This is a genomic window from Pseudomonas sp. Z3-6 (genome assembly GCF_051131985.1).
Taxonomy (GTDB): domain Bacteria; phylum Pseudomonadota; class Gammaproteobacteria; order Pseudomonadales; family Pseudomonadaceae; genus Aquipseudomonas; species Aquipseudomonas zanjanensis.
Genome location: NZ_CP071644.1, coordinates 4034483 through 4058298, shown reverse-complemented (window position 1 = coordinate 4058298; position 23816 = coordinate 4034483). Strand labels below are relative to the sequence as shown.

The window sequence follows — 23816 nt, the reverse complement described above, 5'->3', positions numbered from 1 at the left end:
AGTGAAGGGGCTGGATTATTCTGTGAATTTTAAAGATAGAATCAATTGATTCAGTAATTTTATGAGTGGGCCATGAACGTTTCTTTTCGTCAGCTTCGTGCCTTCATCCTGATCGCCGAGACGTCGAGCTTTACCCGCACGGCAGAACAACTGCACCTTTCCCAACCGGCGTTGAGCTACAGCATTCGCAAATTGGAAGAGAGCATGGGCTTGCAATTGCTCGCGCGTAACACCCGCAGCGTCGAACTGACGCCCGCCGGTGAGCACTTCCTGCCCCAGGCCCGGCGCATGCTCCGGGACATGGACGATGCCGTGCGCGATGCTCGTGACACCCTCAACCTGAGCCGGGGTACGCTCCGGCTGGCGGCCCTGCCTACCGCCGCCGCGTCGTTCCTGCCGATCGCCATTGCTGCTTTCCAGCGTGAGAACCCGGGCGTGACGGTGAGCTTGCTGGATGGCCGTGCGGGGGAAATCATGGGCTGGGTGCAGCGAGGCGAGGTGGACGCCGGCATCAGTTCGCTGCCTGACGATCTTTCCGGATTGAGTTTCGAGCGACTGCTGGATGACAACCTTGTGCTATTGAGCCACAAGGATCACCTGCGCGAAGCCCTGGACGACTGGAAGCGGCAGCCCTACATCGCGCTTACGCCCGACACCAGCATCCGTCCCCTGGCTGACGCTGCGTTGCGCTATCTGAACGTCGATGCGGTTCCGGCGTGGGAGGTCGCGCACATGAGCACCGCCACGGCGTTGGTGCGCGAAGGATTGGGATTCTCCCTGCTGCCGGCCAGTTGCACGGCCGTGTTCAACATTGGCGAGCAGTGCACGGTTACTGCCATCGACCAGCCGGCGAAACGCTCGATCGGCCTGTTGCAGCGCAAGCCGGTGGCCCCATCACCTTCGTTGAGCCAGTTCATGGGGCATGTGCGGCAGGTGCTGCGGCAGGATGAGGTCAGCCATGGGCGCTGAGGTTGATCAGGCACTGGCTATCGCGAGCAAGCTCGCTCCCACAGGGAGAGGGCGTTGGAAACGCTATTCCTGAACACCACCAAATCCCCTGTGGGAGCGAGCCTGCTCGCGAAAACGGTTGTTCAGTTTGCATCGATGTTGAATATGCCACCGCCTTCGCGAGCAGGCTCGCTCCCACATTGGCGGGTGGTGGAACTTGAGCGCATGACCGCCATAAATCCCCTGTGGGAGCGAGCCTGCTCGCGAAAACGGTGGTTCAGACTGCATCGATGTTGAATATGCCGCCGCCTTCGCGAGCAGGCTCGCTCCCACACTGGCTGGCGCTGGGACTTGATCGCATGGCCGCCATAAATCCCCTGTGGGAGCGAGCCTGCTCGCGAAAACGGTTGTTCAGCTTGCATCGATGTTGAATATGCCACCGCCTTCGCGAGCAGGCTCGCCCCCACACTGGCGGGTGGTGGAACTTGAGCGCATGACCGCCATAAATCCCCTGTGGGAGCGAGCCTGCTCGCGAAAACGGTTGTTCAGTTTGCATCGATGTTGAATATGCCACCGCCTTCGCGAGCAGGCTCGCTCCCACATTGGCGGGTGGTGGAACTTGAGCGCATGACCGCCATAAATCCCCTGTGGGAGCGAGCCTGCTCGCGAAAACGGTTGTTCAGTTTGCATCGATGTTGAATATGCCACCGCCTTCGCGAGCAGGCTCGCTCCCACATTGGCGGGTGGTGGAACTTGAGCGCATGACCGCCATAAATCCCCTGTGGGAGCGAGCCTGCTCGCGAAAACGGTGGTTCAGACTGCATCGATGTTGAATATGCCGCCGCCTTCGCGAGCAGGCTCGCTCCCACACTGGCTGGCGCTGGGACTTGATCGCATGGCCGCCAAAAAATCCCACTGTGGAAGCGAGCTTGCTCGCGATGGCACCGCTACTGCGGCGTGCCAAACATCGCCGTCCAATAGATCCCCGCATCGCTTTTCGGATCGGTCGCATACCCGGCGCCCAATTCGCGGAACTGCGGGTTCATCAGGTTGGCGCAGTGCCCTGGGCTGGCCAGCCAGCCATCCACCACCTTGAGCGCGGTGTCTTGTCCGGCGGCAATGTTCTCGCCGATCAATTGGCCCAGGTAGCCGGCCAGTTCGGCGCGGTCGCCGGGCGTGCGGTTGTCGCGGTCTTTGTGGTCGAAGAAATTGTTGTTGGCCATGGCCCGGGTGTGCGTGACGGCGGCCAGGGCCAGGGTGGCGTTCCAGCCCAGCGGCGTGGTGGCGGCGAAGGCTTCGGTGCCGCAGCGACGCGGCTGGGCGCGGGCGCTGTTGATCAGCTTCAGCAGTTTCTGGCCCTCCGCTTGCCAATCACCCAGGCGCGCTGACAGCAACGGGCGCGCCAGCACGATGCGCCATTCGCGATCCAGGCGGCTGACGCCGATGTCGACGAACTGTGGGTCGAGCACCACCTGGCAGAAGCTTTCCTGCACGGCTTTCATGGCCGATTGCGCATCCCGCGGCCCGGACAGGCTGATGGCTTGCACGTTGACCATGGGATAGGCCGCCCGCGCCAGCGCCTGTTGCAGGTCGCCGATGCCATTGGCCGACAGGATCAGCCGGGAGTCCATCGCCAGCGGCGGCAGCTCCAACGAGGCCTGGCCGGCACAGCTTTGGGATTGGCTGCGGTAAAGGTTGATGGACTCGACCAGTTGCGTCTCTTCGGTGGCCGTGGCGCTGGTGGTGAACGCCAGGCCCAGCGACAGCACGACAAGACCCATGACGGATGAAATGGCACGCATGTAAATCTCCCTTGAGCGGACGGCGCCTATGATGCGCAATTTTTGCCCCGCCGGGGCAACGGTATTCACGCTCTCTTGAAATCCCTTGGAACGGTACCGTTGGGCACCGTTCGGGACAATCCTCAAGTAGTGGGATCAGTTTTCAAGCGAATAAGTCCATTTCCGTCGTTTCAAGGCCATAAAAACCTCGATTATCAGCTCATCCAGTTACCCCCATCGACGTTATACGTCTGTGCCACCACGTATTCGCTCTCCGCCGAGGCCAGGAAAATCGCCATTCCGGTGAGGTCCTCGGCGGTGCCCATCCGGCCATAGGGTACTTGCTCCGCAACCTGGCGCTTCTTTTCCCCCAGCGGCAGGTTTTCGTGACGGGCGAACAGCGCGTCCACGCCATCCCAGTGCTCGCCATCCACCACGCCGGGGGCGATGGCGTTGACGTTGATCCGATGCTTGATCAGGTCCAGCCCGGCGGACTGGGTCAGGCTGATCACCGCGGCCTTGGTGGCGCAATAGATCGCCACCAGGGGCTCGCCACGCCGGCCGGCCTGGCTGGCCATGTTGATGATCCGGCCGCCATGGCCCTGGCGAATCATCTGCCGCGCCGCCGCCTGCAGCGTGAACAGCGTGCCGGCGACGTTGATGGAAAACAGCCGCTCGTAGCTTTGTCGGGGGATGTCGATGATGGGCGCCAGGTCGAACAGCGCGGCGTTGTTGATCAGGATATCCAGCTTGCCCGCCCGGGCCACCACGGCCTCGATGGCCTGGTCGATCGACGCCTGGTCGGTCACGTCCATTTTGACGGCGTAGGCGCAGCCGCCCAGTTCGATGGCGGTGGCCTGGGCTTGGTCAAGGTCGATATCAGCGATCGCCACGGTGGCGCCTTCGTTGATATAGGCCTGGGCGAATGCCTTGCCGATGCCACGGGCGGCGCCGGTCACCAGGGCACTTTTTCCTTCGAGTCGTTTCATGGGGTTTTCCTGTCAGTCTAGGGAGTAGGCGGTGCACACAGCCCTTGTGGCGAGGGAGCTTGCTCCCGCTCGACTGCGAAGCAGTCGTAAACCGGCGGGTGCGGTGTGTCTGATACGCCGCACTTGGCAGGTTTTGGGGCCGCTTTGCGGCCCAGCGGGAGCAAGCTCCCTCGCCACGGGTTTGCCGATTGCCTTAAGTGAACAGCATTGCGGTCATGGATAAGCCGATTACAGCAGCGCCCGTGGAGGAGGACAAACGCGGGGAGAATCGTGGGCTGATATTTTTTTAACGTCGCTGAACGTGACAGGCGCGGGTTAAAAAAGTACCAGCGGTCGGTCTGGCCGAGGCTGGCTAAGCGCTGCGCACTCGGCGTAAGGTGCCCGCTATAACGCTAAAAGAGGCGCGACATGCCTGATCACCGAACGCCCCTGTTCGAGCAGCGACCGGCCGAACTGGAAGTCATCCTGCCCGAACCCGAACACAGTTTTCGCTGGTACGAGCACGATTACCCGTACCCGCTGGCGCGCTGGAACCATCATCCTGAATTCGAGATCCACCTGATCCGCCAGGGCAGCGGCAAACTGTTGGCGGGCGACTACATCGGCCCGTTTGGCCCCGGTCATGTGGCGATGATCGGCCCGGATTTACCCCACGACTGGATGGGCGATCTGGCGTCGGGGGAATACTTGATCGGACGTGACGTGGTGTTGCAATTCGACGGCGCCACGCTGCTGACCTTGCGTCGCACCCTGCCTGAACTGGGGGATCTGCAGGGGCTGTTCGAACGAGCCCGCCGTGGGCTGGCCTTCGCAGGAGACACCGCACTGAGGGCTGCGCACCTGCTGGAAACCATCGGCCCGGCCCAGGGGCTGGCGCGATTGACGCTGTTCCTGGAGTTGCTCCACACCCTCAACCAGGCTCCCGGTGACGAGGTCCTGAGCCTGGCGAGCCCATGTTACGCACCGGCCCTTGATGCCCGCAGTTCCGAGCGTATCCACAAAGCCTTCGAGTACCTGCAAGCCGAACTCACCGGCGACCTGAGACTGTCGGTGATCGCCCGCCAATTGGACATGAGCGAGCCAGGTTTCTCGCGATTCTTCAAGCGCATCACCGGGCACGGTTTCATCGACCTGATGCGCAAGTTGCGGGTCCAGCGCGCCTGCCGTTTGTTGTTGCAAAGCGAAATGCCGGTGACCGACATCTGTTTTGAAGTGGGCTATAACAATCTGTCCAACTTCAACCGGCATTTCCGCATCGAAATGAACCAGACCCCCAGCGAGTATCGGCGGGGCGCTTTTCCCCTGTCTGACGGAGACTGTCATGTTGAACGTCGTTGAACAGTCAACCAGCGCATCGTTGCGCCAACGAATGGAGAGGGCCGGTTGCGCCTTCGAATTCCTGATACTCGCGCCTGAGGCGAATGAGGCGGTTGACGAGGCGCTCCATCGCCAGGCCGTGGATCTGTTGTTCCAGCAGATCAAGGCCATATGGCTGGAACGTCACCGCCAACTGACCCTCGATCCGCGCGATGCCGAGGTTGCGTCGCCCATCATGAGTTGGGATCTGGACAAGGCTGTCGCCAAGCCGCTGACCCACGAGGAGGTGACCCGACTCATGCGCACCGACGTGGGCGAACACAATCAGCAGCCCTACGCCTTGTACGCGGACTTCTGCGAACCGCCCTATGGCACCCGTTTCAGCGACGAAACGCCGCAAGCGCTGTTCAAGGCATGGCTCGATTTGCTCGGGCTCGAAGAAGGGATCGATGTCGTGGTGTTGAGTTGGGTCGACAACTTCAACTTCAACTGGACCGCCAGCGACGAACCCGATCCGGCCCGTGAGCCCTGGAGCGATTATTTCGACGATGGCCTGGAGTGGTGGGGCGTCTGGTGCCTGAGCTTCTGGAACCCCAAGCGCCGCACGCTCGCTGTGCTGGCTGCAAGTACGACGGATTGATCAGCCTGAACACAGGCCTCGAAACCACCCGGAACCCATGTGGGAGCGAGCTTGCTCGCGAAAGCGTCAGCCCAGCCCACATCAACGCCACCTGACCCACCGCCATCGCGAGCAGGCTCGCTCCCACAGGAGATCTGGGGTGGATACAGATCGTGCGGCCACCCAGAAACCAGTGTGGGAGCGAGCTTGCTCGCGAAGGCGTCAGCACATTCGACATACATGCAAGCTGGCCCACCGCTTTCGCGAGCAAGCCCCCCACATTAGTTCGGTGTTTAGTCTTGGACACCTTTCTGATGCTTCTTCAACCGATAGGCGAATTGCGCCCGGCTCAGCCCCAGCGAGCGTGCGGCCGCCGCCAGGTTTCCGCTGCTCAGTTGCAGGGCTTCGTTGATCAGCCGCGATTCCAGCCCGTCAATGGAGAAGTCCGCGTCCAGTTGGCTGAGTGACCGGAGCAGCGCCGGTTTTTCTGCCACGTCGTTGCCGACCAGGCCCATGGTCGAGAGGCCGCCGAGGTGGTCCACGGAGTACGCATCCACCGGCAATTGCTCATTGCGAAACAGGTGGACCAGATCGATCGCCTGACCCTCTTCGCTGGCGATCAGGCCGCGTTCGATGAGGTTCTGCAATTCCCGCACGTTGCCCGGAAAGTCATAGCGCAACAGCACCTTCAAGGCGCGCATGGTCAGCCCCATCGGCGTGCGGCCGTATTCCTGGCAGAAGCGCTTGAGAAAGGCATTGATCAGCAACGGTATGTCGTCGCGACGCTCGCGCAGGGGCGGCAGGGCGATGGGGTAGACGTTGAGCCGGTAGAACAGGTCTTCACGGAACGCGCCGTCCGCCACGGCCTTGCGCAGGTCGATGTTGGTGGCCGCCACGACTCGCACATCGACTTTGATGCCATGGCCGCCGCCAACCCGTTCGATTTCCCGCTCCTGCAAGGCGCGCAGCAGCTTGCTTTGCCCGGCCAGGCTCAGGCAGGTGATCTCGTCCAGGAACAACGTACCGCCATGGGCGCGTTCGAAACGTCCGGGGCGTGAATGGGTGGCGCCGGTGTAGGCACCGCGCTCGACGCCGAACAGTTCGGCCTCGATCAGGTTGTCGGGGATGGCCGCGCAGTTGAGGGCGATGAACGGACCGTCACGGCGGCGACTCAGTTGGTGCAACTGGCGGGCGAACATCTCCTTGCCGACGCCGGACTCGCCGCTGACCAGCACGGTGGCGGGGGTCAAGGCCACCCGTTGCAAGGCCTGGGTCGCGGCGTTGAAGGCGGCGCTGGCACCGATCAGCGGCTGTTCGCTGTCCGGCAGCGGGGCGGTTCCGGCGACGTTGTCGGACTGAGTATCGGCGCGCGGAACGACCGTCGTCGGTGATGCATTGAGGTAGTTCAGGTCCTGCTCGATGTCACCCCATTGCTCGGCAGTCTTGCCGACGACTCGGCAGCGTTCATGACCCATGCCCCGGCATTCCACTTCTCGAAAGACCACCAGTTGCCCGAACAGCCCGCTGACGAATCCGATGGCGTAGCCCAGTTCGGTCCAGCACACCGGATCCTGCCCGGTGCCATAGGCGGCGACATGCTCATCGGCCTCGCAGGAGTGATGCCAGAGAAATTCCCCTTCATAGAATCCCGAGTCGGCGTCGAATTTGAAATGCAGCGGCTCGACCTTGGTCATGCCTTCGAGGGTATGCAGGTGCGTGCCGGCGCGGAACACCGCCGCGGCATCGGCATGGGGCCAGCGTTCACGAATCAGCCGGGCGTCGCGGGCGCCGGAGGAATAGCCGGTGCGGGTGAGCATGCCGCGGGCCTGCTCCAGCCCCTGGCGCTCGATGATTTCCCGGCGCAACGCACCGAAGGAGGAACTGTGCAGCAGCAACATGCGCTGGTCGTTGAGCCAGATACGGCCATCGTCGGGGGAGAAAAACAGGCACGCGGTGAGCTCTGCCGTGGTGGGCGAACTGCTGTCGCTCAGCTCTTTGCTGTCGCCCCGTGGATGGAAATGCTCGGTGGCGATCCGGTCCGGCAACTGGCAGTGGGGATTATTCATTGTTATGCCCCTGATGGCGGAGTGATCGAAATGATCACCTGGCGAGATAGTTATTAAGCATAACTTTATCAAATGAACAAGCGGCAGCTGGCCAACGGCCAGGATAGCGACGGCTCCCGCCCCGTCGTGTCCGGCGAAGAACCCTGGGCCAGAGCCCTGCGCCAGGTTTATCAAGGCCTGCGGGCAAAACCGGCACAGCGCTTGCTCAAGCACTTGCACGGCGTTTGCGTCGACACCGTCCAGGTGCGGCAAACGATGACAACAACAAAGAGCCGGGAGTGTTAAATGTCTGCATCCAAGAGCCACCTGTTGTCCCAGGTGATCGAGTCGGAATGTGTCTTCAACGGTGACTGGGTGCCTGCCTCGGGCCCGCTGCAAACGATCATCGAACCGGCCACCGGTGAGCGGCTGATGCGCTGTGCCACGGCCGACACCGCCGACATCGCCAAGGCCAGTCGCGACGCAGCCCTCGCTCAGCCGGCATGGGCGGCCCTGGGCCCGCGGCAACGGGCGGCGATCTTCCGCAAGGCCGCCGATGTAGCCGAGCAGTCCTTCGACGAACTGGCGTTGTACGTGGCCCGGGAGACCGGCGCTGCACTGTTCAAGGGACAGCACGAGGTACGCGAAGCCATCGTGCTGTTGCACCAGGCCGCCGGCTTGCTGTCCCAGGCCCATGGGGTGGTCTTGCCCAGCGAGGCGGGGCGCCTGTCCTATGCGCGGCGTCAGCCCCACGGCGTGGTCGGGGTAATTTCACCCTTCAACTTTCCCTTGGTGCTGTCCATGCGCTCTGTCGCGCCGGCCCTGGCGGCGGGCAACGCGGTGGTGCTCAAGCCGGATCCGCAGACCCCGGTGAGTGGCGGTTTCCTCATTGCCTGCTTGTTCGAGGCGGCAGGCCTGCCCAAGGGCTTGTTGCAAGTGTTGCCCGGCGCGGCGGATGCCGGTGAGGCGCTGTGCCGCGATCCTAACGTGCGCATGATCGCCTTCACCGGTTCCACCGGCGCCGGGCGCAAGGTCGCTGAAGTGGCCGGGCGCAACCTGAAGAAGGTCGCCCTGGAGTTGGGTGGCAAGAACCCGCTGATCATTCTCGAAGATGCCGACCTCGACCTCGCGGCCCGGAACGCGGCCTGGGGCGCCTGGCTGCACCAAGGGCAGATTTGCATGGCCACCGGCTTGATCCTCGCCCATGAATCCATCGCCGCCGAGCTGACCCGCAAACTGGTGGAAAAGGCCCAGGCCATGACGACTGGCAACGCTGCCCGGGAAGAAGCCGCGATGGGGCCGCTGATCAATCAGCGGCAGTTGCAACGGGTCCACGACATCGTCAGCGACACCGTGCTTGCCGGGGCTCGGCTGGAAGCGGGCGGCGACCACGATCGGCTGTTCTACGAGGCCACTGTGCTCAGCGGCGTGAAGCCGGGCATGCGTGCTTTCGACGAAGAGATCTTCGGGCCCGTGGCCACGGTGGTCAGCTTCGCCACCGACGACGAAGCCATCGAGTTGGCCAATCGCACCGAGTACGGCTTGGCCGCAGCGATCATTTCACCGTCGGTGGGCCGGGCCATGGCCATCGGTGAGCGGTTGCAGTGCGGCATGTTGCACATCAATGACCAGACCGTCGCCGATGAGTGCGTCAACCCGTTCGGCGGACGCGGCGCCTCGGGCAATGGCGGCAGTGTCGGCGGCCCGGCGGACTGGGACGAATACACCCAATGGCAGTGGGTCACGATCAAGGACACGGCGCCGGTCTACCCGTTCTGACCGGCCGTTTTTACCGGGCCCGATGAGCTGGGCCCGGCGAGTACACAACAATAAGAAGAGGACTCAACATGAAACTCGACAACAAGATTGTGCTGGTGACGGGTGTCTCGTCGGGTATCGGTGCTGCCACGGCGAGCTTGCTGCGTGCCCACGGCGCCCAGGTGATTGGCGTGGACCTCAAGGCGCCGCACATGACCCTGGACGGTTTTGTACAGGGCGACTTGAGCAGCGCCGAGAACATCGACCGCCTGCTGCCACAGCTGCCCGCACGGCTCGACAGCCTGTGCAACATTGCCGGTGTGCCGGGCACCGCCAATCCGCGACTGCTGGCGCGGGTCAACTACCTTGGGCTGCGCCACCTGAGCCGTGCGCTGCTGCCGCGCATCAGTGCGGGCGGCAGCATCGTCAATATCGCCTCGATCCTTGGCGCCGAATGGCCGCTGCGTCTGGAACAGCACAAGGCGCTGGCGCGCATCGAGGATTTCGCCGCCGCGCAAGCCTGGCTGGCCGACCACCCGGTGCCGGACCAGACCTGCTACCAGTACTTCAAGGAAGCCTTGATCGTCTGGAACTACCTGCAGGCCCAGCCCTGGTTCCTCGAGCATTCGGTGCGCATGAACAGTGTCGCCCCAGGCCCGGTGTTCACGCCCATCCTCGACGACTTCGTGAGCATGCTCGGCGAGGCGCGGACCCAGGCCGATGCCCACCGCATGAAACGTCCCGCCTACGCCGATGAGGTGGCGGCGGTGATCGCGTTCCTGTGTGCCGACGAGTCGCGCTGGATCAACGGTGTGAACCTGCCGGTCGATGGGGGATTGGCCTCTACCTACATCTGAAATGCGCACCTGTGGAAAGCGGCGCAAGCCGCGACCTGAGCGTGTTGGCTGCCAAAGCCATGCCCAAAAATAACAATAATGAGAAGCGTCCATGGATAACGTCAAAGAGAGCTTTCGTTTCAAGCATTGCGCGCTGTTCCTGGCGTTATGCAGCACCGGTGTGATGGTCGATCGGGTCGAAGCCATGCAAATGGACCTGGGTGACTCCGACTGGAAACTGCGCTGGGACAATACCATCAAGTACAGCCAGGCCTGGCGCCTGCAAGGGCAGGACAGCCGCTTGGTCAACGCGCCGACCGCCAACGGCCTGTACCCCTCGATCCAGAGCCAGGGTGACAAGAACTTCAGTCGCGGCCTGGTCTCCAACCGCCTGGACCTGTTCTCCGAAATGGACCTCAGCCGGCAAAACTATGGCCTGCGGGTGAGCGGCGCGGCCTGGTACGACGATATCTACAACCAGGACACCGACAGCAGCGAGCAACCGCATTTTCTCAGCGAAACCCGCGAGCTCCACGGTCGCGACGCGGAAATTCTCGATGCCTTCGTGTTCGTGCGCGGTGATCTGGGTGAAGACTCCCAGGGCGTGGCGCGCCTGGGCCGCCACAGCCTGATCTACGGCGAAAGCCTATTCTACGGTGGCAACGGCATCGCCAATGCCCAGGGGCCGACCGACGTCGTCAAGTTGCTCAGCGTGCCGGGTACGCAGTTCAAGGAGATCCTGCGCCCGGTCAATCAGATCTCCGGGCAGTTGCAGATCAACCCGCAATTGTCCGTGGGCGCTTACTATCAGTTCGAGTGGGAGCGTTCCAACCTGCCCGGTGCCGGCAGCTACCTGAGCGACGTCGATGCCATCGGTTATGGCAGCGGTCCGCTGCGCGAAGTCTTTGGCAATGACACGGTGAATGGCGGCGACCTGAAACCGCGCAATTCAGGGCAGGGCGGCATGCAGATCCGCTTCAAACCGAGCGGCACTGAGCTGGAGCTGGGTTTCTACGCGGCCCAGTATCACGATAAAGCGCCGATCGGGTTGTATGCCTACCTGGACGGTCCGGCGGCAGCGGCCAGCGGGTTGCCGATCCTGGGTTCCTATCGTCAGGTCTACGCCGAAGACATCAAGACGGCCGGCGTCAGTTTCTCCACCGCCTATGGCCCGTTCAACTTTGCCGGTGAAACGTCGTTGCGCTGGAACGCGCCGTTGGTGAGCAACCTGCAAGTGGTGGCCCCCGGCGTGGAAGCCGATGGTGGCGACAATGAGCTGTTCGCCAGGGGCAAGACCGCCCACGCCAACCTGTCGGCGATTTACCTGTTATCGCCCAATGCGTTCTGGGACGGCGGCTCGGCCCTGGCCGAACTGGCCTGGAACCGCACCCTGAGCGTGACCAAGAACCCGGCCGCCCTGGATTCCAACACCACTCGCGATGCCACGGCGCTGCGCGTGCTGCTGGAGCCCGCGTACTTTCAGATTATCGACGGGATCGACCTGACGGTGCCGATCGGCATGGGGATCGTGCTCGATGGGCGCTCATCGGCCGTCAACAAATCCGGCTTCGGCAACACCCATTCCGGTGACTGGAGTGTCGGGCTCAAAGCCACCTACCTGCAACGCTGGGACGTCGGCCTCAATTACGTGAACTTCTTCGGTGCCCCGAAAGCCGGGCTGCGCGAGGACGGCAATTTCAGTTACGGACAGTCGTTGGCCGACCGCGACTTCGTCTCGCTCTACGTGAAAACCTCATTCTAATAAGGTGGATTCGCCATGCAGAACACAGCTTTCCTGAACACCTGCGTCCTGACCCTGGCCCTCGCCGGCATGGGGCTGGCGCAGGCGGCGGTATCGCCTGAACAGGCCGCCCGTTTGAAAACCGATCTGACCCCCCTGGGCGGCGAGCGTGCCGGCAACGCCGATGGCAGCATCCCGGCATGGCAGGGCGGTTACACCCAGGTCACGCCCGGCTATAAACCGGGCGACAAGCGCGCCGATCCGTTCGCCAGCGAGAAACCGCTGTATTCGATCAAGGCCGCGAACATGGAGCAGTACGCCGGCGAATTGGCCGAAGGCACCAAGTTGCTGCTGAAAAAGTACCCGGACTACCGCCTGGACGTGTACCCGACCCATCGCTCGGCTGCCGCGCCGCAATGGGTCTATGACAACACCAGCAAGAACGCCACCCGCGCCACGCTGGACGTGGACAGTGAGAAGGTCTCCAGTGCGTACGGCGGCATCCCGTTCCCGATCCCGGAAAACGGTGCGCAGGTGCTGTGGAATTATCGGCTGTCCTGGCAGGGCGGTGACACCATCAGCTCGCCATTCGATACCTGGCTGATGACCGCCGGTGGCAAGAAAGTCCAGGCGACCCGGGCCCAATACACCTACCAGTTTCCCTACTACGTCGAAGGCGGCAGCCTGGAAAACTATTCGGGCAAGTACCTGCTGGGCAAGCTGTTCACCGAGCTGCCGTCGTCCAAGGCCGGCGAAGGCCTGATGACCCATTGGGACCTGGACCCGGCCAATCGGGCGGCCTGGCAGTACCTGGTTGGTCAGCGCCGGGTTCGTCGGGCGCCGAACATTGCCTATGACACGCCGGACTTCGTGACCTCCGGCGTCGGCTTGTTCGACGAAGCATTCATGCTGTTCGGGCCGACCGATCGTTATGACCTCAAGCTGGTGGGCAAGAAAGAGCTGATCGTCGCCTACAACAATAACCGCGCTGCGCTGGCCAAGAGCGACGACCTGGTCAAGGCGAACTTCCTCAACCCCGATCTGGTGCGTTGGGAGAAACATCGGGTCTGGGTGGTCGAGGCCACGCTCAAATCTGGTAAGCGCCATGTCGTGCCACATCGCACTTACTACGTCGATGAGGACTCCTGGCAGATCCTGATGGCCGACGGTTATGACGCCCAGGGCAAGCTCGGCCGGCAGATGTATTCGCTGACGCTGCTGGCACCGGACCTCCCGGCCCTGACCGCCCAGGTCATGTGGGGCAGCTACAACCTCGACACGGGGGCCTACTTCCTCAACTCATCAAGCAACGACCTGACGGTTCAGTACCAGAAAGTCGCGAAGCCTTCGGCGTCCTATTTCACCCCGGATGCCATGGCCAACGAAAACATGCGTTGAACCGGTGGCGGCCGTGGCGAGGAGGCGGTTCGTCGCGGTCGCTTACGATTTTCCAGGCGGAATAACGATATGAACGTTGAAAAAATCTTTGCGCGCCGCGGTCCGTTATGGGGGGCTTGCGCCTTGTTCGGATGCCTGTTGGCGAGCGTGCCCTGGGTCGTACAGGCCACGACCCTGGCGGTGCTGCAGCAACCGGCACTGCCGACGGCCAAGGCGCCGCGCGCGGTCTTGCTCGGGCTGGGCCGGGCCGGCGAACGCCTGGTGGCAGTGGGCGAGCGCGGGATCGTGCTGCTTTCCGATGACGCAGGCGTGAGTTGGCGCCAGGCCAAGGTGCCGGTCAGCGTCAGCCTGACGGCAGTGCAGTTCGTCGATGCCGAGCAGGGCTGGGCGGTCGGTCATCTGGGCGTGGTGCTGCACACCCAGGACGGCGGCGAAACCTGGCAAAAACAACTCGACGGCGAGCGTGCCATCGCCCTGGCGGTGCAAGTCGCTGAGCGCGATGCCAACCAACCTGGCGGTGCCAGCCACTTGGCGCAGGCACGGCACATGCTCGATGACGGGCCGGACAAGCCGTTTCTTGACCTGTACTTCAGCGACCGTCTGCACGGCTACGTCGTGGGCGCCTACAACCAGATCTACCGCACCGACGATGGCGGGCGAAGCTGGCAACCGTGGATGCAGCATGTGGACAATCCCCAGGGCTTGAACCTGTATGGCATCCGTGCCTTGGGCAAGGATTTGCTGCTGGTGGGGGAGCGCGGCCTGTTGTTGCGTTCGACCGATGCCGGGCAGTCATTCCAGGCCTTGAAGTCGCCTTATGAAGGCAGCTTTTTCGGCCTGCTCGGCACCCGCGATGGGGCCCTGATTGTCTATGGCTTGCGCGGCAACGCCTGGTGGTCCGATGACCGTGGCGGCAGTTGGCGACGTCTGGAAACCGGCATCGAATCAACCTTGGCAAGCGCCCTCGAACTGCGCGACGGCGGCCTGCTGTTGGCCAGCCAGAGTGGCGAGCTTCTCTTCAGTCATGACCAGGGACGCAGCTTCGACAAACGTCAGAGTCGCAGTGGCGGGACCGTCGCTGCCGTGCAACAGGCGGTCGATGGCAGCCTGGCCAGCGTCGGCTTGAGCGGCGTGGCCGCTGACCAGGATCCGCGCGCCTCGGGTAAACCTTGAAACTTCACGGTGTAGCGCTATCGGGCCACGGCTCGTGCAACAGGAGTCAAACTTGAAAGACGACAGAACCCAAACCGTGATCGGCCGCCAGGAAGACTTCGACCGGGCGTCGGGCAACTTCGCCGAGCGGGCGATCTTCAACCATCGTCCGGTGGTGGTCCTGCTGTGCCTGCTGGTGACCTTGGTGCTTGGTTGGCAAGCCACCCGCATCGGCATCAATGCCAGCTACGAGAAGACCATTCCCACCGGGCATCCCTATGTCGCCAATTTCCTCGAGAACCGCAGCGAGTTGAGCGGCCTGGGCAACTCGCTGCGCATTGCGGTGGAGGTCAAGCAGGGGAGTATTTTCACCAAGGACTATCTCGACACCCTGGCCAAGCTCAACGACGAGCTTTATCTGTTGCCGGGCGTCGACCGTCCCTACATGAAGTCGCTATGGACCCCGACCACGCGCTGGACCGCCGTGACCGAAGAAGGTCTGGACGGCGGCACGGTGATCCCCGACGACTACGACGGCTCGGCCGCCAGCATCGAGCAGGTGCGGACCAACGTGGGCCGCTCCGGGGAAGTCGGGCAATTGGTCGCGGGCAACTTCAAGTCCAGCGTGATCTTCGTGCCGTTGCTGGAAATCAATCCGCAGACGGGCAAGGCGCTGGATTACGGCGAATTCTCCCGGCAACTGGAGGCGCTACGGGACAAGTACCAGACCGACGACCTGCGGATTCACATCACCGGCTTTACCAAAATCGTCGGCGACCTGATCGAGGGGATGACCCAAGTCCTGCTGTTCTTCGTGGTGGCGGTCCTGGTGACGGTGCTGGTGCTGTTCGGCTACACCCGTTGCGCGCGCAGCACCCTGGTGGTGGTGACGTGTTCACTGGCCGCGGTGCTTTGGCAACTGGGACTGCTTGCCTTGCTCGGTTATGAGTTGGACCCGTACTCGGCACTGGTGCCGTTCCTGGTCTTCGCCATCGGCATGAGCCATGGCGCGCAGAAGATGAACGGCATCATGCAGGACATCGGCCGTGGCACTCACCGGGTGGTCGCCGCGCGTTATACCTTCCGCCGGCTGTTCGCTGCCGGGATCACCGCGTTGCTCTGTGATGCGGTCGGTTTTGCGGTGTTGCTGCTGATCAACATCCGGGTGATCCAGGACCTGGCGATCACCGCCAGCCTCGGTGTGGCGGTGCTGATTTTCACCAACCTTATTCTGCTGCCGATCCTGCTCAGCTACATCGGCGTCAGCCCGGCAGCGGCGCAACGCAGCTTGAGTGCGGAAACCCATGAGCAACAGGCGCAGATCAAGCATCCGCTGTGGCGCGTGCTCGATCTGTTCACCCAACGGCGCTGGGCCATGGGCGCCATGCTGGTTGGCTTGCTGTTGGCCGCGTTTGGTTTTGCCGTGAGCCTGCACCTGAAAATCGGCGACCTGGACCCCGGCGCTCCGGAGCTGCGGGCCGACTCGCGCTACAACCGCGATGCGCTGTTCATGACGCAAAACTACGCGGCCAGCTCGGACATCTTCGTGGTCATGATCAAGACGCCGGAGGATCAGTGCACCCGTTACGCCAGCCTGTCCGCGGTAGACGCGCTGGCCTGGCAACTGGAGCAATTGCCCGGTGTGGAGTCGACCACCTCGATGGCGGCACTGAGCAAGATCGCCACAGCCGGTTATAACGAAGGCAACTTCAAATGGTATGAACTGATCCCCAACGACGGCGCGCTGGGTGCCGTGCAAACCCGCGCACCGCGGGAGTTGTTCAACCAGGGGTGTTCGATGCTGTCGTTGTACGTCTACCTGGCCGACCACAAGGCAGACACCTTGAACCGGGTGGTGGAGGCCAGCGAGCGATTCATTGCCGGGCATCAGATGCCGGAGGTCAAGTTCATGCTGGCGGCCGGCAGCGCGGGGATCGAAGCGGCGACCAATATCGTGGTGAAGAAGTCCATGCGCGAGATGCTGTTCTGGGTCTACGGTGCGGTCAGCCTGCTGTGTTTGCTGACCTTCCGCAGCTGGCGGGCGACCCTGTGCGCGATGCTGCCGCTGATGCTCACCTCGATCCTGTGCGAGGCGCTGATGGTGGGGCTGGGCATGGGGGTGAAAGTCGCGACATTGCCGGTCATTGCCTTGGGCGTGGGCATTGGCGTCGATTATGCGCTCTATGTGTTGAGCGTGATCCTGGCGCGGATGCGTGCTGGCGACACCTTGGCCCAGGCGTATTACCAGGCGCTGCTGTTTACCGGAAAAGTGGTGTTGCTGACGGGCATGACATTGGCGGTGGCGGTGTCGACCTGGGCGTTTTCACCGATCAAGTTTCAGGCTGACATGGGGGTGTTGCTGGCCTTTATGTTCCTGGTGAACATGCTTGGGGCCTTGATTCTGCTGCCGGCCTTGGCTTGGTTACTGTTGCCGCAGAGGGTGTTTGTAAAAAAGCCTGTGCTTAGTCGGCGGGAGCGGTGGGTTCGGGGGTGATGTTTTCTCAGGGTGAATATCCGTTATTTGGGTAACGGCTACTTAGGGTTCCGCCGGTATGACTCACCCACATAGGTTACAAATCAGTTCACGCACATAGGTAACAGTTTTTAACTGGCAGGGTCGGTTTTCGAGGATCTGACCATGCCATGGCCCAGCGCGGCTATCCCGGCATCCATGCCGGGATGCCCACTGCGCAATACCTGCGCTCGGCCAGCGTGGTTAACGGGGCCTCAAGATCAAAAGCCAAGCCGAGGCGGCCTTAAAGCCGACCTGGCTCTCCCGCTCGTACACCCATCAGATCTGTGGGAGCAAAGCTTGCTCGCGATAGCGGTGGTTCAGTCACATGAATGTTGTGCTGGCTGGCCTCTTCGCGAGCAGGCTCGCTCCCACAGTGGTTTCTGTGTTGGATGTAAATTTTGCGCCCGGCGGAGATTAATGTGGGAGCGGGCTTGCTCGCGAAGGCGGTGGTTCAGCCAAAATAACGGATACTCACACCCAGTCAGGAGTTCTCCGGCATCGGATTCCTAGCCCTCAACCCCGGCCCAGCCGAATAACGAATCACACCAAGAACAGCCAACGTCGCAACCACCAACCCAGGCGAAGTCGCCAGTAATACAGCCGTGGTCCCACCCCCGGCCGCCAGGATCTGCCCAGCGGCTAGCGGCCCAGCCACCGACCCCAGGCGCCCGATGGCCACCGCGGCACCCACCCCCGTCGCACGCACCGCCGTAGGATAGGAGGGCGGTGCCAACGCATAGAGAACCAACTGCGCAGCCATGACAAACAACCCGGCGGCAAACCCGGCGATGGCCATAGGCACGATACCAACGGACAACCCGACCCCGGCCAGGGCGCTCAGCAGACCAGCGTAGACAAACAGCACCACCTTGACCCCATTGCAACGGTCCAGCAACAGGCCGCCCAGCAACGAGCCAAGGGCTCCGCCAATGTTGAAGAGCATCTGCACCAGGCCGGCCTGGGGTTTGCTGAAGCCTTGTTCCAGCAACAACGATGGCAGCCAGTTGAGCAACATGTACATCACCGTCAGGGTGAAGAAGTAGCTCAGCCACAGCGCCAAGGTAGTACGACCGCGACCTTCACCGAACAGCGCCTGTGCGGTGGAACCGCGCGAGGAGCCGCTGTCACCCTGTGCCTGGCGAAAGGCGCTGGATTCGGGAAGCCACAGGAGCATCAACGGGACCACTAGCAAGGGTGCCAACCCACCGATAAAAAACGTCATCTGCCAGTGCTCGCCAAACAGCATGGCGACCACGGCGGCCAACGCACCACCCAACGGCACCCCCGCGTACATCACGCTGATGGCCGTGCCCCGGCGCTGCTCGCCCACGGCTTCGGCGCACAGGGCAATGAGGTTGGGCAGGGCGGCCCCAAGACCCAGGCCGGTCATGAAGCGCACCAGCAACAGGCTGGAGAAATGTTCGACATAAGCGGTGCTGAGGGAAAACACGCCGAACAGCAAGACTGCCGCGATGAGGATTTTCTTGCGACCGATGCGGTCAGCGATCCAGCCACCGAAGAAAGCTCCCGGCAACAACCCGATGATGCCGGCGCTGAACACCCAGCCCATCATTTTCGGGTCGAGGGCAAACGTCTGTCGCAACCCTGCGGCGGCGGTGCCGGCTGACTGCAGGTCGAAACCCTCGATCAACGCAACGATGAAACACAAGGCGATGGTCAGCGTCGCACGACGCGCCGGACGGTCCATGGCAAATCCTCTTATTGTTTTTGTGAGGGAACACCGGCTCGAAGGAAAACCGGTGGGTGCATTTAAGATTAACAAAGCTAACTAAAAAATGAAGGGTGCGGACAGGACGTCAACAATCGACCAGTTCATGATGTAAATCAGAGGCTTGGGCAGAATCCTCGAGCGAGATAGTAAATTAGTTAATTACATTAATGTTCGATTATCGGACATTCTGGATTGACGAAGCGCCCGTACCGTTTCCATTCTTTGTTCGCGCGGCCCCCATCGCCAAGGTTGGGCCGATCAAAACAACAACAATAAATGGACACCAAACATGCCAAACCTTGCCCGGGATGCGCTGAAGGCGCGCCCTGTTTCATCCCTTGTCCCTCTGCTGGCCTGTCTCGGATTGAGCCTGGGTTCTCCGGTCTCGTGGGCGGAAGGCGTCATCGACGACAGCCACGGCACCCTGACCTTGCGCAACTACTACATGGACCGCGACTACAAGGACGACGGCGCCAAGACCGCAGCCAGGGAATGGGCCCAAGGCGTGTTCATGAACGTCGAGTCGGGATTTACCCCAGGCACCGTCGGGTTCGGCCTCGACGTGAGGGGATTGCTGGGCATCAAGCTCGACTCGTCGCCGGACCGAAGCGGGACTGAACTACTGCCTGTGTCGAGCAGCGACAAGCGCGCGGCGGATGAATATTCGCGCCTGGGCGTGACCGGCAAGCTGCGTTTCGCGCAAACCACAGTGAAGACCGGCGACGTGTCGATTTTCCTGCCGTTTGCCTTCGCCAGCCCGTCGCGGCTGTTGCCTCAGACCTTTCGCGGTACGACCCTCAGCTCCAAGGATTTCGACGGTTTGGTGTTGAACACGGGTTACATCGACCGCATCGCCCGGCGCGATTCCACCGATTACCAGCCCATGAGCATCGCCTCGCCCAATCGCCGTTTCAACGGTGCGGCGACTTCATCCCATATGGCCTATGTGGGCGGCGACTACCAGGTCAACAAAGACCTCAGCTTGCGGGCCTACCACGCCGAAGTCGCGGATCTGTACCAACAGAATACCCTGGCATTGCTGCACAACCTGCCATTGGGCGACGGTGTGCTAACCACCGACCTGCGCAGCTTTTTCAGTGATGAAGACGGCGCGGCCAAGGCAGGCAAGGTGGATAACCGCAACGTTTCGGCGCTGGTCGGTTATCGCCTGTGGGGGCATCGCGTCAGCCTGGGCTACATGCACGCCAGTGGCGATACGGCCACGCCGTATGTGTCCGGCACCGAGCTGATGGGCTTGAGCGAAATGACCATGAGCTCGGATTTCCTCAATGCCAAGGAACGCACCTGGCAGGCCATTCATGACTACGATTTCGCTGCCGTGGGCGTGCCGGGCCTGAGGAGCCGATTGCGTTATGTGCGTGGTGACCACATCGAGCTGGCGGCCCTCAATGCCGAGGATCGCAAGGAGCGCGAGTTCCAGATGGAGCTGGGGTATGTGGTCCAGAGCGGCCCACTGAAAAACGTCGGGCTGCTGGCGCGCAAATCGATCTACCGCAACGACTTCCCGGGTACGGCGGCGTTTCGCGATGAAAACCAGACCCGATTCCTGGTGACGTACAGCGTGCCGATCTGGTGATGCATTGAGGTGCGACGCAGTGCTTTCGTGGCGAGGGAGCTTGCTCCCGCTGGGCTCTGTAGGAGCTGGCGAAGCCTGCGATCTTTTGACTTTCGCTTGAGATTCAAGTGTGTGGGGAAAGATCGCAGCCTCGTTGCACTCGACAGCTCCTACACCGCTCCTGCGGACGCGACCCTGCGCGAGCTTGCTCCCTCGCCACAGGGGGAGCGGTGTTCCTTATTGATAAACCTTCTTCAACAACCGCAGCAATTCCTCACGCTCAGCCGCTGAGAGGGCCGTGGTGGAATCAAGGTCGCTCTGGACGGCGATGTGCTTGAGTTCCTTGAGCAGGGTTTCGCCGGTCTTGCTCAGGAAAATGCCATAGGAGCGCTTGTCCGGTTTGCAGCGCACACGCACGGCCAGGGCGCGGCTTTCCAGCTTGTTCAGCAGTGGCACCACCTGCGGCGGTTCGATCGCCAGGGCCTTGGCTAGGTCGGCCTGCATCAGGCCGGGATTCTGGTCGATGATCGCCAGGGCGGAGAACTGGGCGGGGCGCAGGTCGTGGACGGCGAGCCGGCCGATCAGGTTCTGGAACAGTTTCAACTGGGCGCGACGCAGGGCATAGCCGATCAGGTCGTCCAGCGCGGAGTCCAGCGGTGCCTGCGCGTCGGTACCGGCGACCAGGGGCTCGGCGGGTTCGGCAAGCTTGGAAGACTTGGCCATCGAAATGAGCTTCCTCAAAGTAAGTGATTAATAAGGCTATCCAGTTTGCCGAGGTTGCGGCGCGCTGGCTATGGGCTTGGGTACATTCAGTTTTTTAAATCTTCAACCCAGCCTCTGAAAAATACAGGTAAATCGATTAATAGTTAATTGACATAACTATTTTTCCGGTTTAGTTTTTGATCATCTTCAGCCAAGAACAAGAGAGCCCGCATCATGAGCAATTACGAAGGTCGCTGGACAACGGTCAAGGTCGATATCGAAGAGGGCATCGCTTGGGTCACCCTCAACCGCCCGGAAAAACGCAACGCCATGAGCCCGACCCTCAATCGCGAGATGATCGACGTGCTCGAGACCCTGGAGCAGGACCCCGCCGCCGGCGTATTGGTGCTGACTGGGGCCGGTGATGCGTGGACTGCTGGCATGGACCTCAAGGAATACTTCCGCGAAGTGGATGCCGGGCCGGAAATCCTCCAGGAGAAGATCCGTCGCGAAGCGTCGCAGTGGCAATGGAAACTGCTGCGCATGTACGCCAAGCCGACCATCGCCATGGTCAATGGCTGGTGCTTCGGTGGCGGTTTCAGCCCGCTGGTGGCGTGCGACCTGGCGATCTGCGCCGACGAAGCGACCTTCGGTCTCTCGGAAATCAACTGGGGTATCCCGCCGGGCAACCTGGTCAGCAAGGCCATGGCCGATACGGTGGGCCATCGCCAATCGCTGTACTACATCATGACCGGCAAGACCTTCGGCGGGCAGAAAGCCGCCGAGATGGGCTTGGTCAATGAAAGCGTGCCCCTGGCGCAACTGCGCGAAGTCACCGTGGAACTGGCGCGCAACCTGCTGGAGAAAAACCCGGTGGTGCTGCGCGCTGCCAAGCATGGCTTCAAGCGCTGCCGCGAACTGACCTGGGAGCAGAACGAGGATTACCTGTACGCCAAGCTCGACCAGTCGCGCCTGCTCGACACCGAGGGTGGCCGCGAGCAGGGCATGAAACAGTTCCTGGACGACAAGAGCATCAAGCCGGGCCTGCAAACCTATAAGCGCTGAGTCGACCGGCGAGCGGTGGGCCGCATCCCGCTGTTCGCTGCATCGCCCTGACGCTACTGTTACATCGCTGCAATGTGTTCCCGATAAAGACAATTAAAGAGGAATCACCATGCTGGACGTGCCCCTGTTGATTGGCGGCCAGTCGTGCCCGGCCCGCGATGGCCGGACCTTCGAACGCTGCAACCCGGTGACGGGTGAGGTGGTGTCTCGCGTGGCTGCCGCCACCCTGGAAGACGCCGATGCCGCCGTGGCCGCCGCCCAAGCGGCGTTTCCCGCCTGGGCCGCGCTGGCGCCCAACGAGCGCCGTACACGTCTGTTGCGTGCGGCCGAGCAATTGCAGGCCCGCAGTGGCGAGTTTATCGCCGCCGCCGGCGAGACCGGCGCCATGGCCAACTGGTACGGCTTCAATGTGCACCTGGCGGCGAACATGCTGCGCGAAGCCGCGTCCATGACCACCCAGATCAACGGCGAAATCATTCCTTCGGACGTGCCCGGCAGTTTCGCCATGGCCCTGCGTCAGCCTTGTGGCGTGGTGCTGGGCATCGCCCCCTGGAACGCCCCGGTGATTCTTGCGACCCGCGCCATCGCCATGCCCCTGGCCTGCGGTAACACCGTGGTACTCAAGGCTTCCGAGATCAGCCCGGCGGTGCACCGCTTGATTGGCCAGGTGCTCCAAGACGCCGGGCTGGGCGACGGTGTGGTCAACGTGATCTGCAATGCCCCGGCGGATGCGCCAGCCATTGTTGAACGGTTGATCGCCAACCCGGCGGTGCGCCGAGTGAACTTCACCGGCTCGACCCATGTCGGGCGCATCGTCGGCGAACTGTCGGCGCGCCATCTCAAGCCAGCGTTGCTGGAACTCGGCGGCAAGGCGCCGCTGCTGGTGTTGGACGACGCTGACCTGGATGCAGCGGTGCAAGCGGCTGCCTTCGGGGCCTACTTCAACCAGGGCCAGATCTGCATGTCCACCGAGCGATTGATCGTCGATGCCCGCGTGGCGGATGCGTTCGTCGCCAAGTTGACCGCCAAGATCGCCACCTTGCGTGCCGGCGATCCGGCGGCTGGCGATTCGGTGCTGGGCTCGTTGGTCGATGCCAGTGCCGGCCAGCGCATCAAGGGGCTGATCGACGATGCCTTGGCCAAAGGCGCGACGCTGGTCAGCGGTGGGCAGTTGGAAGGCAGCATCCTGCAGCCGACCTTGCTCGACGGCGTCACCGCACACATGCGCCTGTACCGCGAAGAGTCCTTCGGGCCGGTGGCGGTGCTGCTGCGCGGTGACGGCGATGAAGAACTGCTGCGCCTGGCCAACGATTCCGAGTTCGGCCTGTCGGCCGCCATCTTCAGTCGCGACACCAGCCGCGCGCTGGCCTTGGCCCAGCGGGTCGAGTCGGGCATTTGCCACATCAACGGCCCGACCGTGCACGACGAGGCGCAAATGCCTTTTGGTGGGGTCAAATCCAGCGGTTACGGCAGCTTTGGCGGCAAGGCGTCCATCGAGCATTTCACCCAGTTGCGTTGGGTGACCTTGCAGAACGGTCCGCGGCATTACCCGATCTGAAACCCGCCGCATCGCGGGCGGCCCGGCCATGAAGGCCGCCGCCCGGATGCAGGCCAGAATAATAATGACAAGGCCGCAGCCCTG

The 23816-nt window shown here is 62.3% G+C and carries 18 protein-coding genes; 13 read left to right on the top strand and 5 right to left on the bottom strand.

From position 1 onward, the window contains the following. Positions 1-72: 72 nt before the first annotated feature. Positions 73-969 carry a LysR family transcriptional regulator gene (locus J3P88_RS17960; RefSeq protein WP_434570697.1) on the top strand — a complete coding sequence of 299 codons (897 nt, stop codon included), beginning with the start codon at positions 73-75 and terminating at the stop codon, positions 967-969. Positions 970-1895: 926 nt separating this feature from the next. Here the strand turns inward: J3P88_RS17960 and J3P88_RS17955 are convergent. Continuing rightward, positions 1896-2750 carry a CAP domain-containing protein gene (locus J3P88_RS17955; RefSeq protein WP_434570696.1) on the bottom strand — a complete coding sequence of 285 codons (855 nt, stop codon included), beginning with the start codon at positions 2748-2750 and terminating at the stop codon, positions 1896-1898. Positions 2751-2944: 194 nt separating this feature from the next. Beyond that, on the bottom strand, positions 2945-3718 hold the full coding sequence (locus tag J3P88_RS17950) for an L-iditol 2-dehydrogenase (protein ID WP_434570694.1): 774 nt from the start codon (positions 3716-3718) through the stop codon (positions 2945-2947). A 408-nt stretch (positions 3719-4126) separates the two neighbouring features. On the opposite strand from J3P88_RS17950, the gene J3P88_RS17945 reads away from it, so the two are divergent. Both J3P88_RS17945 and J3P88_RS17940 read left to right on the top strand, forming a co-directional pair. Then, positions 4127-5056, top strand: coding sequence for a helix-turn-helix domain-containing protein (locus tag J3P88_RS17945; RefSeq protein WP_434570692.1), 930 nt, complete (start codon positions 4127-4129; stop codon positions 5054-5056). Then, entirely contained in the window at positions 5040-5675 is a 636-nt protein-coding gene (locus J3P88_RS17940; RefSeq protein ID WP_434570690.1) for a hypothetical protein, read from the top strand. The genes J3P88_RS17945 and J3P88_RS17940 overlap by 17 nt, the downstream gene beginning before the upstream one ends. A gap of 272 nt (positions 5676-5947) precedes the next feature. Here J3P88_RS17940 and J3P88_RS17935 read toward each other — a convergent pair whose 3' ends face one another. Beyond that, entirely contained in the window at positions 5948-7720 is a 1773-nt protein-coding gene (locus tag J3P88_RS17935; protein WP_434570688.1) for a sigma 54-interacting transcriptional regulator, read from the bottom strand. A 72-nt stretch (positions 7721-7792) separates the two neighbouring features. Here J3P88_RS17935 and J3P88_RS17930 point away from each other — a divergent pair, with 72 nt between their 5' ends. The 7 genes from J3P88_RS17930 (at position 7793) to J3P88_RS17900 (ending at position 17078) form a co-directional block, all read left to right on the top strand. Next, positions 7793-8005, top strand: coding sequence for a hypothetical protein (locus tag J3P88_RS17930; RefSeq protein WP_434570686.1), 213 nt, complete (start codon positions 7793-7795; stop codon positions 8003-8005). Next, a complete protein-coding gene (locus tag J3P88_RS17925) occupies positions 8006-9478 on the top strand; it encodes a benzaldehyde dehydrogenase (protein WP_186707632.1) in 1473 nt (490 codons plus the stop codon). A 68-nt stretch (positions 9479-9546) separates the two neighbouring features. Then, on the top strand, positions 9547-10314 hold the full coding sequence (locus tag J3P88_RS17920) for a coniferyl-alcohol dehydrogenase (RefSeq protein WP_186729843.1): 768 nt from the start codon (positions 9547-9549) through the stop codon (positions 10312-10314). A gap of 91 nt (positions 10315-10405) precedes the next feature. After that, positions 10406-12055, top strand: a complete 1650-nt coding sequence (locus tag J3P88_RS17915; protein WP_207966580.1) for a DUF1302 domain-containing protein — start codon at positions 10406-10408, stop codon at positions 12053-12055. Between the two features lie 15 nt (positions 12056-12070). Beyond that, positions 12071-13432: a DUF1329 domain-containing protein gene (locus J3P88_RS17910; protein ID WP_434570683.1), complete on the top strand. Its 1362-nt coding sequence runs from the start codon at positions 12071-12073 to the stop codon at positions 13430-13432. A gap of 69 nt (positions 13433-13501) precedes the next feature. Beyond that, a complete protein-coding gene (locus tag J3P88_RS17905; protein ID WP_434570681.1) occupies positions 13502-14605 on the top strand; it encodes a WD40/YVTN/BNR-like repeat-containing protein in 1104 nt (367 codons plus the stop codon). A gap of 52 nt (positions 14606-14657) precedes the next feature. Beyond that, positions 14658-17078, top strand: coding sequence for an efflux RND transporter permease subunit (locus J3P88_RS17900; RefSeq protein ID WP_434570679.1), 2421 nt, complete (start codon positions 14658-14660; stop codon positions 17076-17078). A 502-nt stretch (positions 17079-17580) separates the two neighbouring features. Here J3P88_RS17900 and mhpT read toward each other — a convergent pair. Beyond that, positions 17581-18807: a 3-(3-hydroxy-phenyl)propionate transporter MhpT gene (gene mhpT / locus J3P88_RS17895; RefSeq protein WP_434570677.1), complete on the bottom strand. Its 1227-nt coding sequence runs from the start codon at positions 18805-18807 to the stop codon at positions 17581-17583. Between the two features lie 313 nt (positions 18808-19120). Here mhpT and J3P88_RS17890 point away from each other — a divergent pair, with 313 nt between their 5' ends. Beyond that, on the top strand, positions 19121-20428 hold the full coding sequence (locus tag J3P88_RS17890; protein ID WP_434570675.1) for an OprD family porin: 1308 nt from the start codon (positions 19121-19123) through the stop codon (positions 20426-20428). A gap of 216 nt (positions 20429-20644) precedes the next feature. Here the strand turns inward: J3P88_RS17890 and J3P88_RS17885 are convergent, their stop codons facing one another. Further along, positions 20645-21130 (bottom strand): MarR family winged helix-turn-helix transcriptional regulator, encoded by a 486-nt coding sequence (locus tag J3P88_RS17885; RefSeq protein WP_434570673.1) that lies wholly within the window; start codon positions 21128-21130, stop codon positions 20645-20647. A 213-nt stretch (positions 21131-21343) separates the two neighbouring features. Between J3P88_RS17885 and J3P88_RS17880 the strand changes: the two genes are divergently transcribed. Together J3P88_RS17880 and J3P88_RS17875 are read left to right on the top strand one after the other, a co-directional pair. Continuing rightward, a complete protein-coding gene (locus J3P88_RS17880; RefSeq protein WP_207966573.1) occupies positions 21344-22174 on the top strand; it encodes a p-hydroxycinnamoyl CoA hydratase/lyase in 831 nt (276 codons plus the stop codon). Between the two features lie 109 nt (positions 22175-22283). Then, positions 22284-23732, top strand: coding sequence for an aldehyde dehydrogenase (locus J3P88_RS17875; protein WP_186729847.1), 1449 nt, complete (start codon positions 22284-22286; stop codon positions 23730-23732). The last annotated feature ends 84 nt before the right edge of the window (positions 23733-23816 follow it).

Coding starts and splice junctions, on each gene's coding strand:
- J3P88_RS17960 (WP_434570697.1), top strand. CDS start 73: ATGAACGTTTCTTTTCGTCAGCTTCGTGCCTTCATCCTGATCGCCGAG.
- J3P88_RS17955 (WP_434570696.1), bottom strand. CDS start 2,750: ATGCGTGCCATTTCATCCGTCATGGGTCTTGTCGTGCTGTCGCTGGGC.
- J3P88_RS17950 (WP_434570694.1), bottom strand. CDS start 3,718: ATGAAACGACTCGAAGGAAAAAGTGCCCTGGTGACCGGCGCCGCCCGT.
- J3P88_RS17945 (WP_434570692.1), top strand. CDS start 4,127: ATGCCTGATCACCGAACGCCCCTGTTCGAGCAGCGACCGGCCGAACTG.
- J3P88_RS17940 (WP_434570690.1), top strand. CDS start 5,040: ATGTTGAACGTCGTTGAACAGTCAACCAGCGCATCGTTGCGCCAACGA.
- J3P88_RS17935 (WP_434570688.1), bottom strand. CDS start 7,720: ATGAATAATCCCCACTGCCAGTTGCCGGACCGGATCGCCACCGAGCAT.
- J3P88_RS17930 (WP_434570686.1), top strand. CDS start 7,793: ATGAACAAGCGGCAGCTGGCCAACGGCCAGGATAGCGACGGCTCCCGC.
- J3P88_RS17925 (WP_186707632.1), top strand. CDS start 8,006: ATGTCTGCATCCAAGAGCCACCTGTTGTCCCAGGTGATCGAGTCGGAA.
- J3P88_RS17920 (WP_186729843.1), top strand. CDS start 9,547: ATGAAACTCGACAACAAGATTGTGCTGGTGACGGGTGTCTCGTCGGGT.
- J3P88_RS17915 (WP_207966580.1), top strand. CDS start 10,406: ATGGATAACGTCAAAGAGAGCTTTCGTTTCAAGCATTGCGCGCTGTTC.
- J3P88_RS17910 (WP_434570683.1), top strand. CDS start 12,071: ATGCAGAACACAGCTTTCCTGAACACCTGCGTCCTGACCCTGGCCCTC.
- J3P88_RS17905 (WP_434570681.1), top strand. CDS start 13,502: ATGAACGTTGAAAAAATCTTTGCGCGCCGCGGTCCGTTATGGGGGGCT.
- mhpT (WP_434570677.1), bottom strand. CDS start 18,807: ATGGACCGTCCGGCGCGTCGTGCGACGCTGACCATCGCCTTGTGTTTC.
- J3P88_RS17890 (WP_434570675.1), top strand. CDS start 19,121: ATGCCAAACCTTGCCCGGGATGCGCTGAAGGCGCGCCCTGTTTCATCC.
- J3P88_RS17885 (WP_434570673.1), bottom strand. CDS start 21,130: ATGGCCAAGTCTTCCAAGCTTGCCGAACCCGCCGAGCCCCTGGTCGCC.
- J3P88_RS17880 (WP_207966573.1), top strand. CDS start 21,344: ATGAGCAATTACGAAGGTCGCTGGACAACGGTCAAGGTCGATATCGAA.
- J3P88_RS17875 (WP_186729847.1), top strand. CDS start 22,284: ATGCTGGACGTGCCCCTGTTGATTGGCGGCCAGTCGTGCCCGGCCCGC.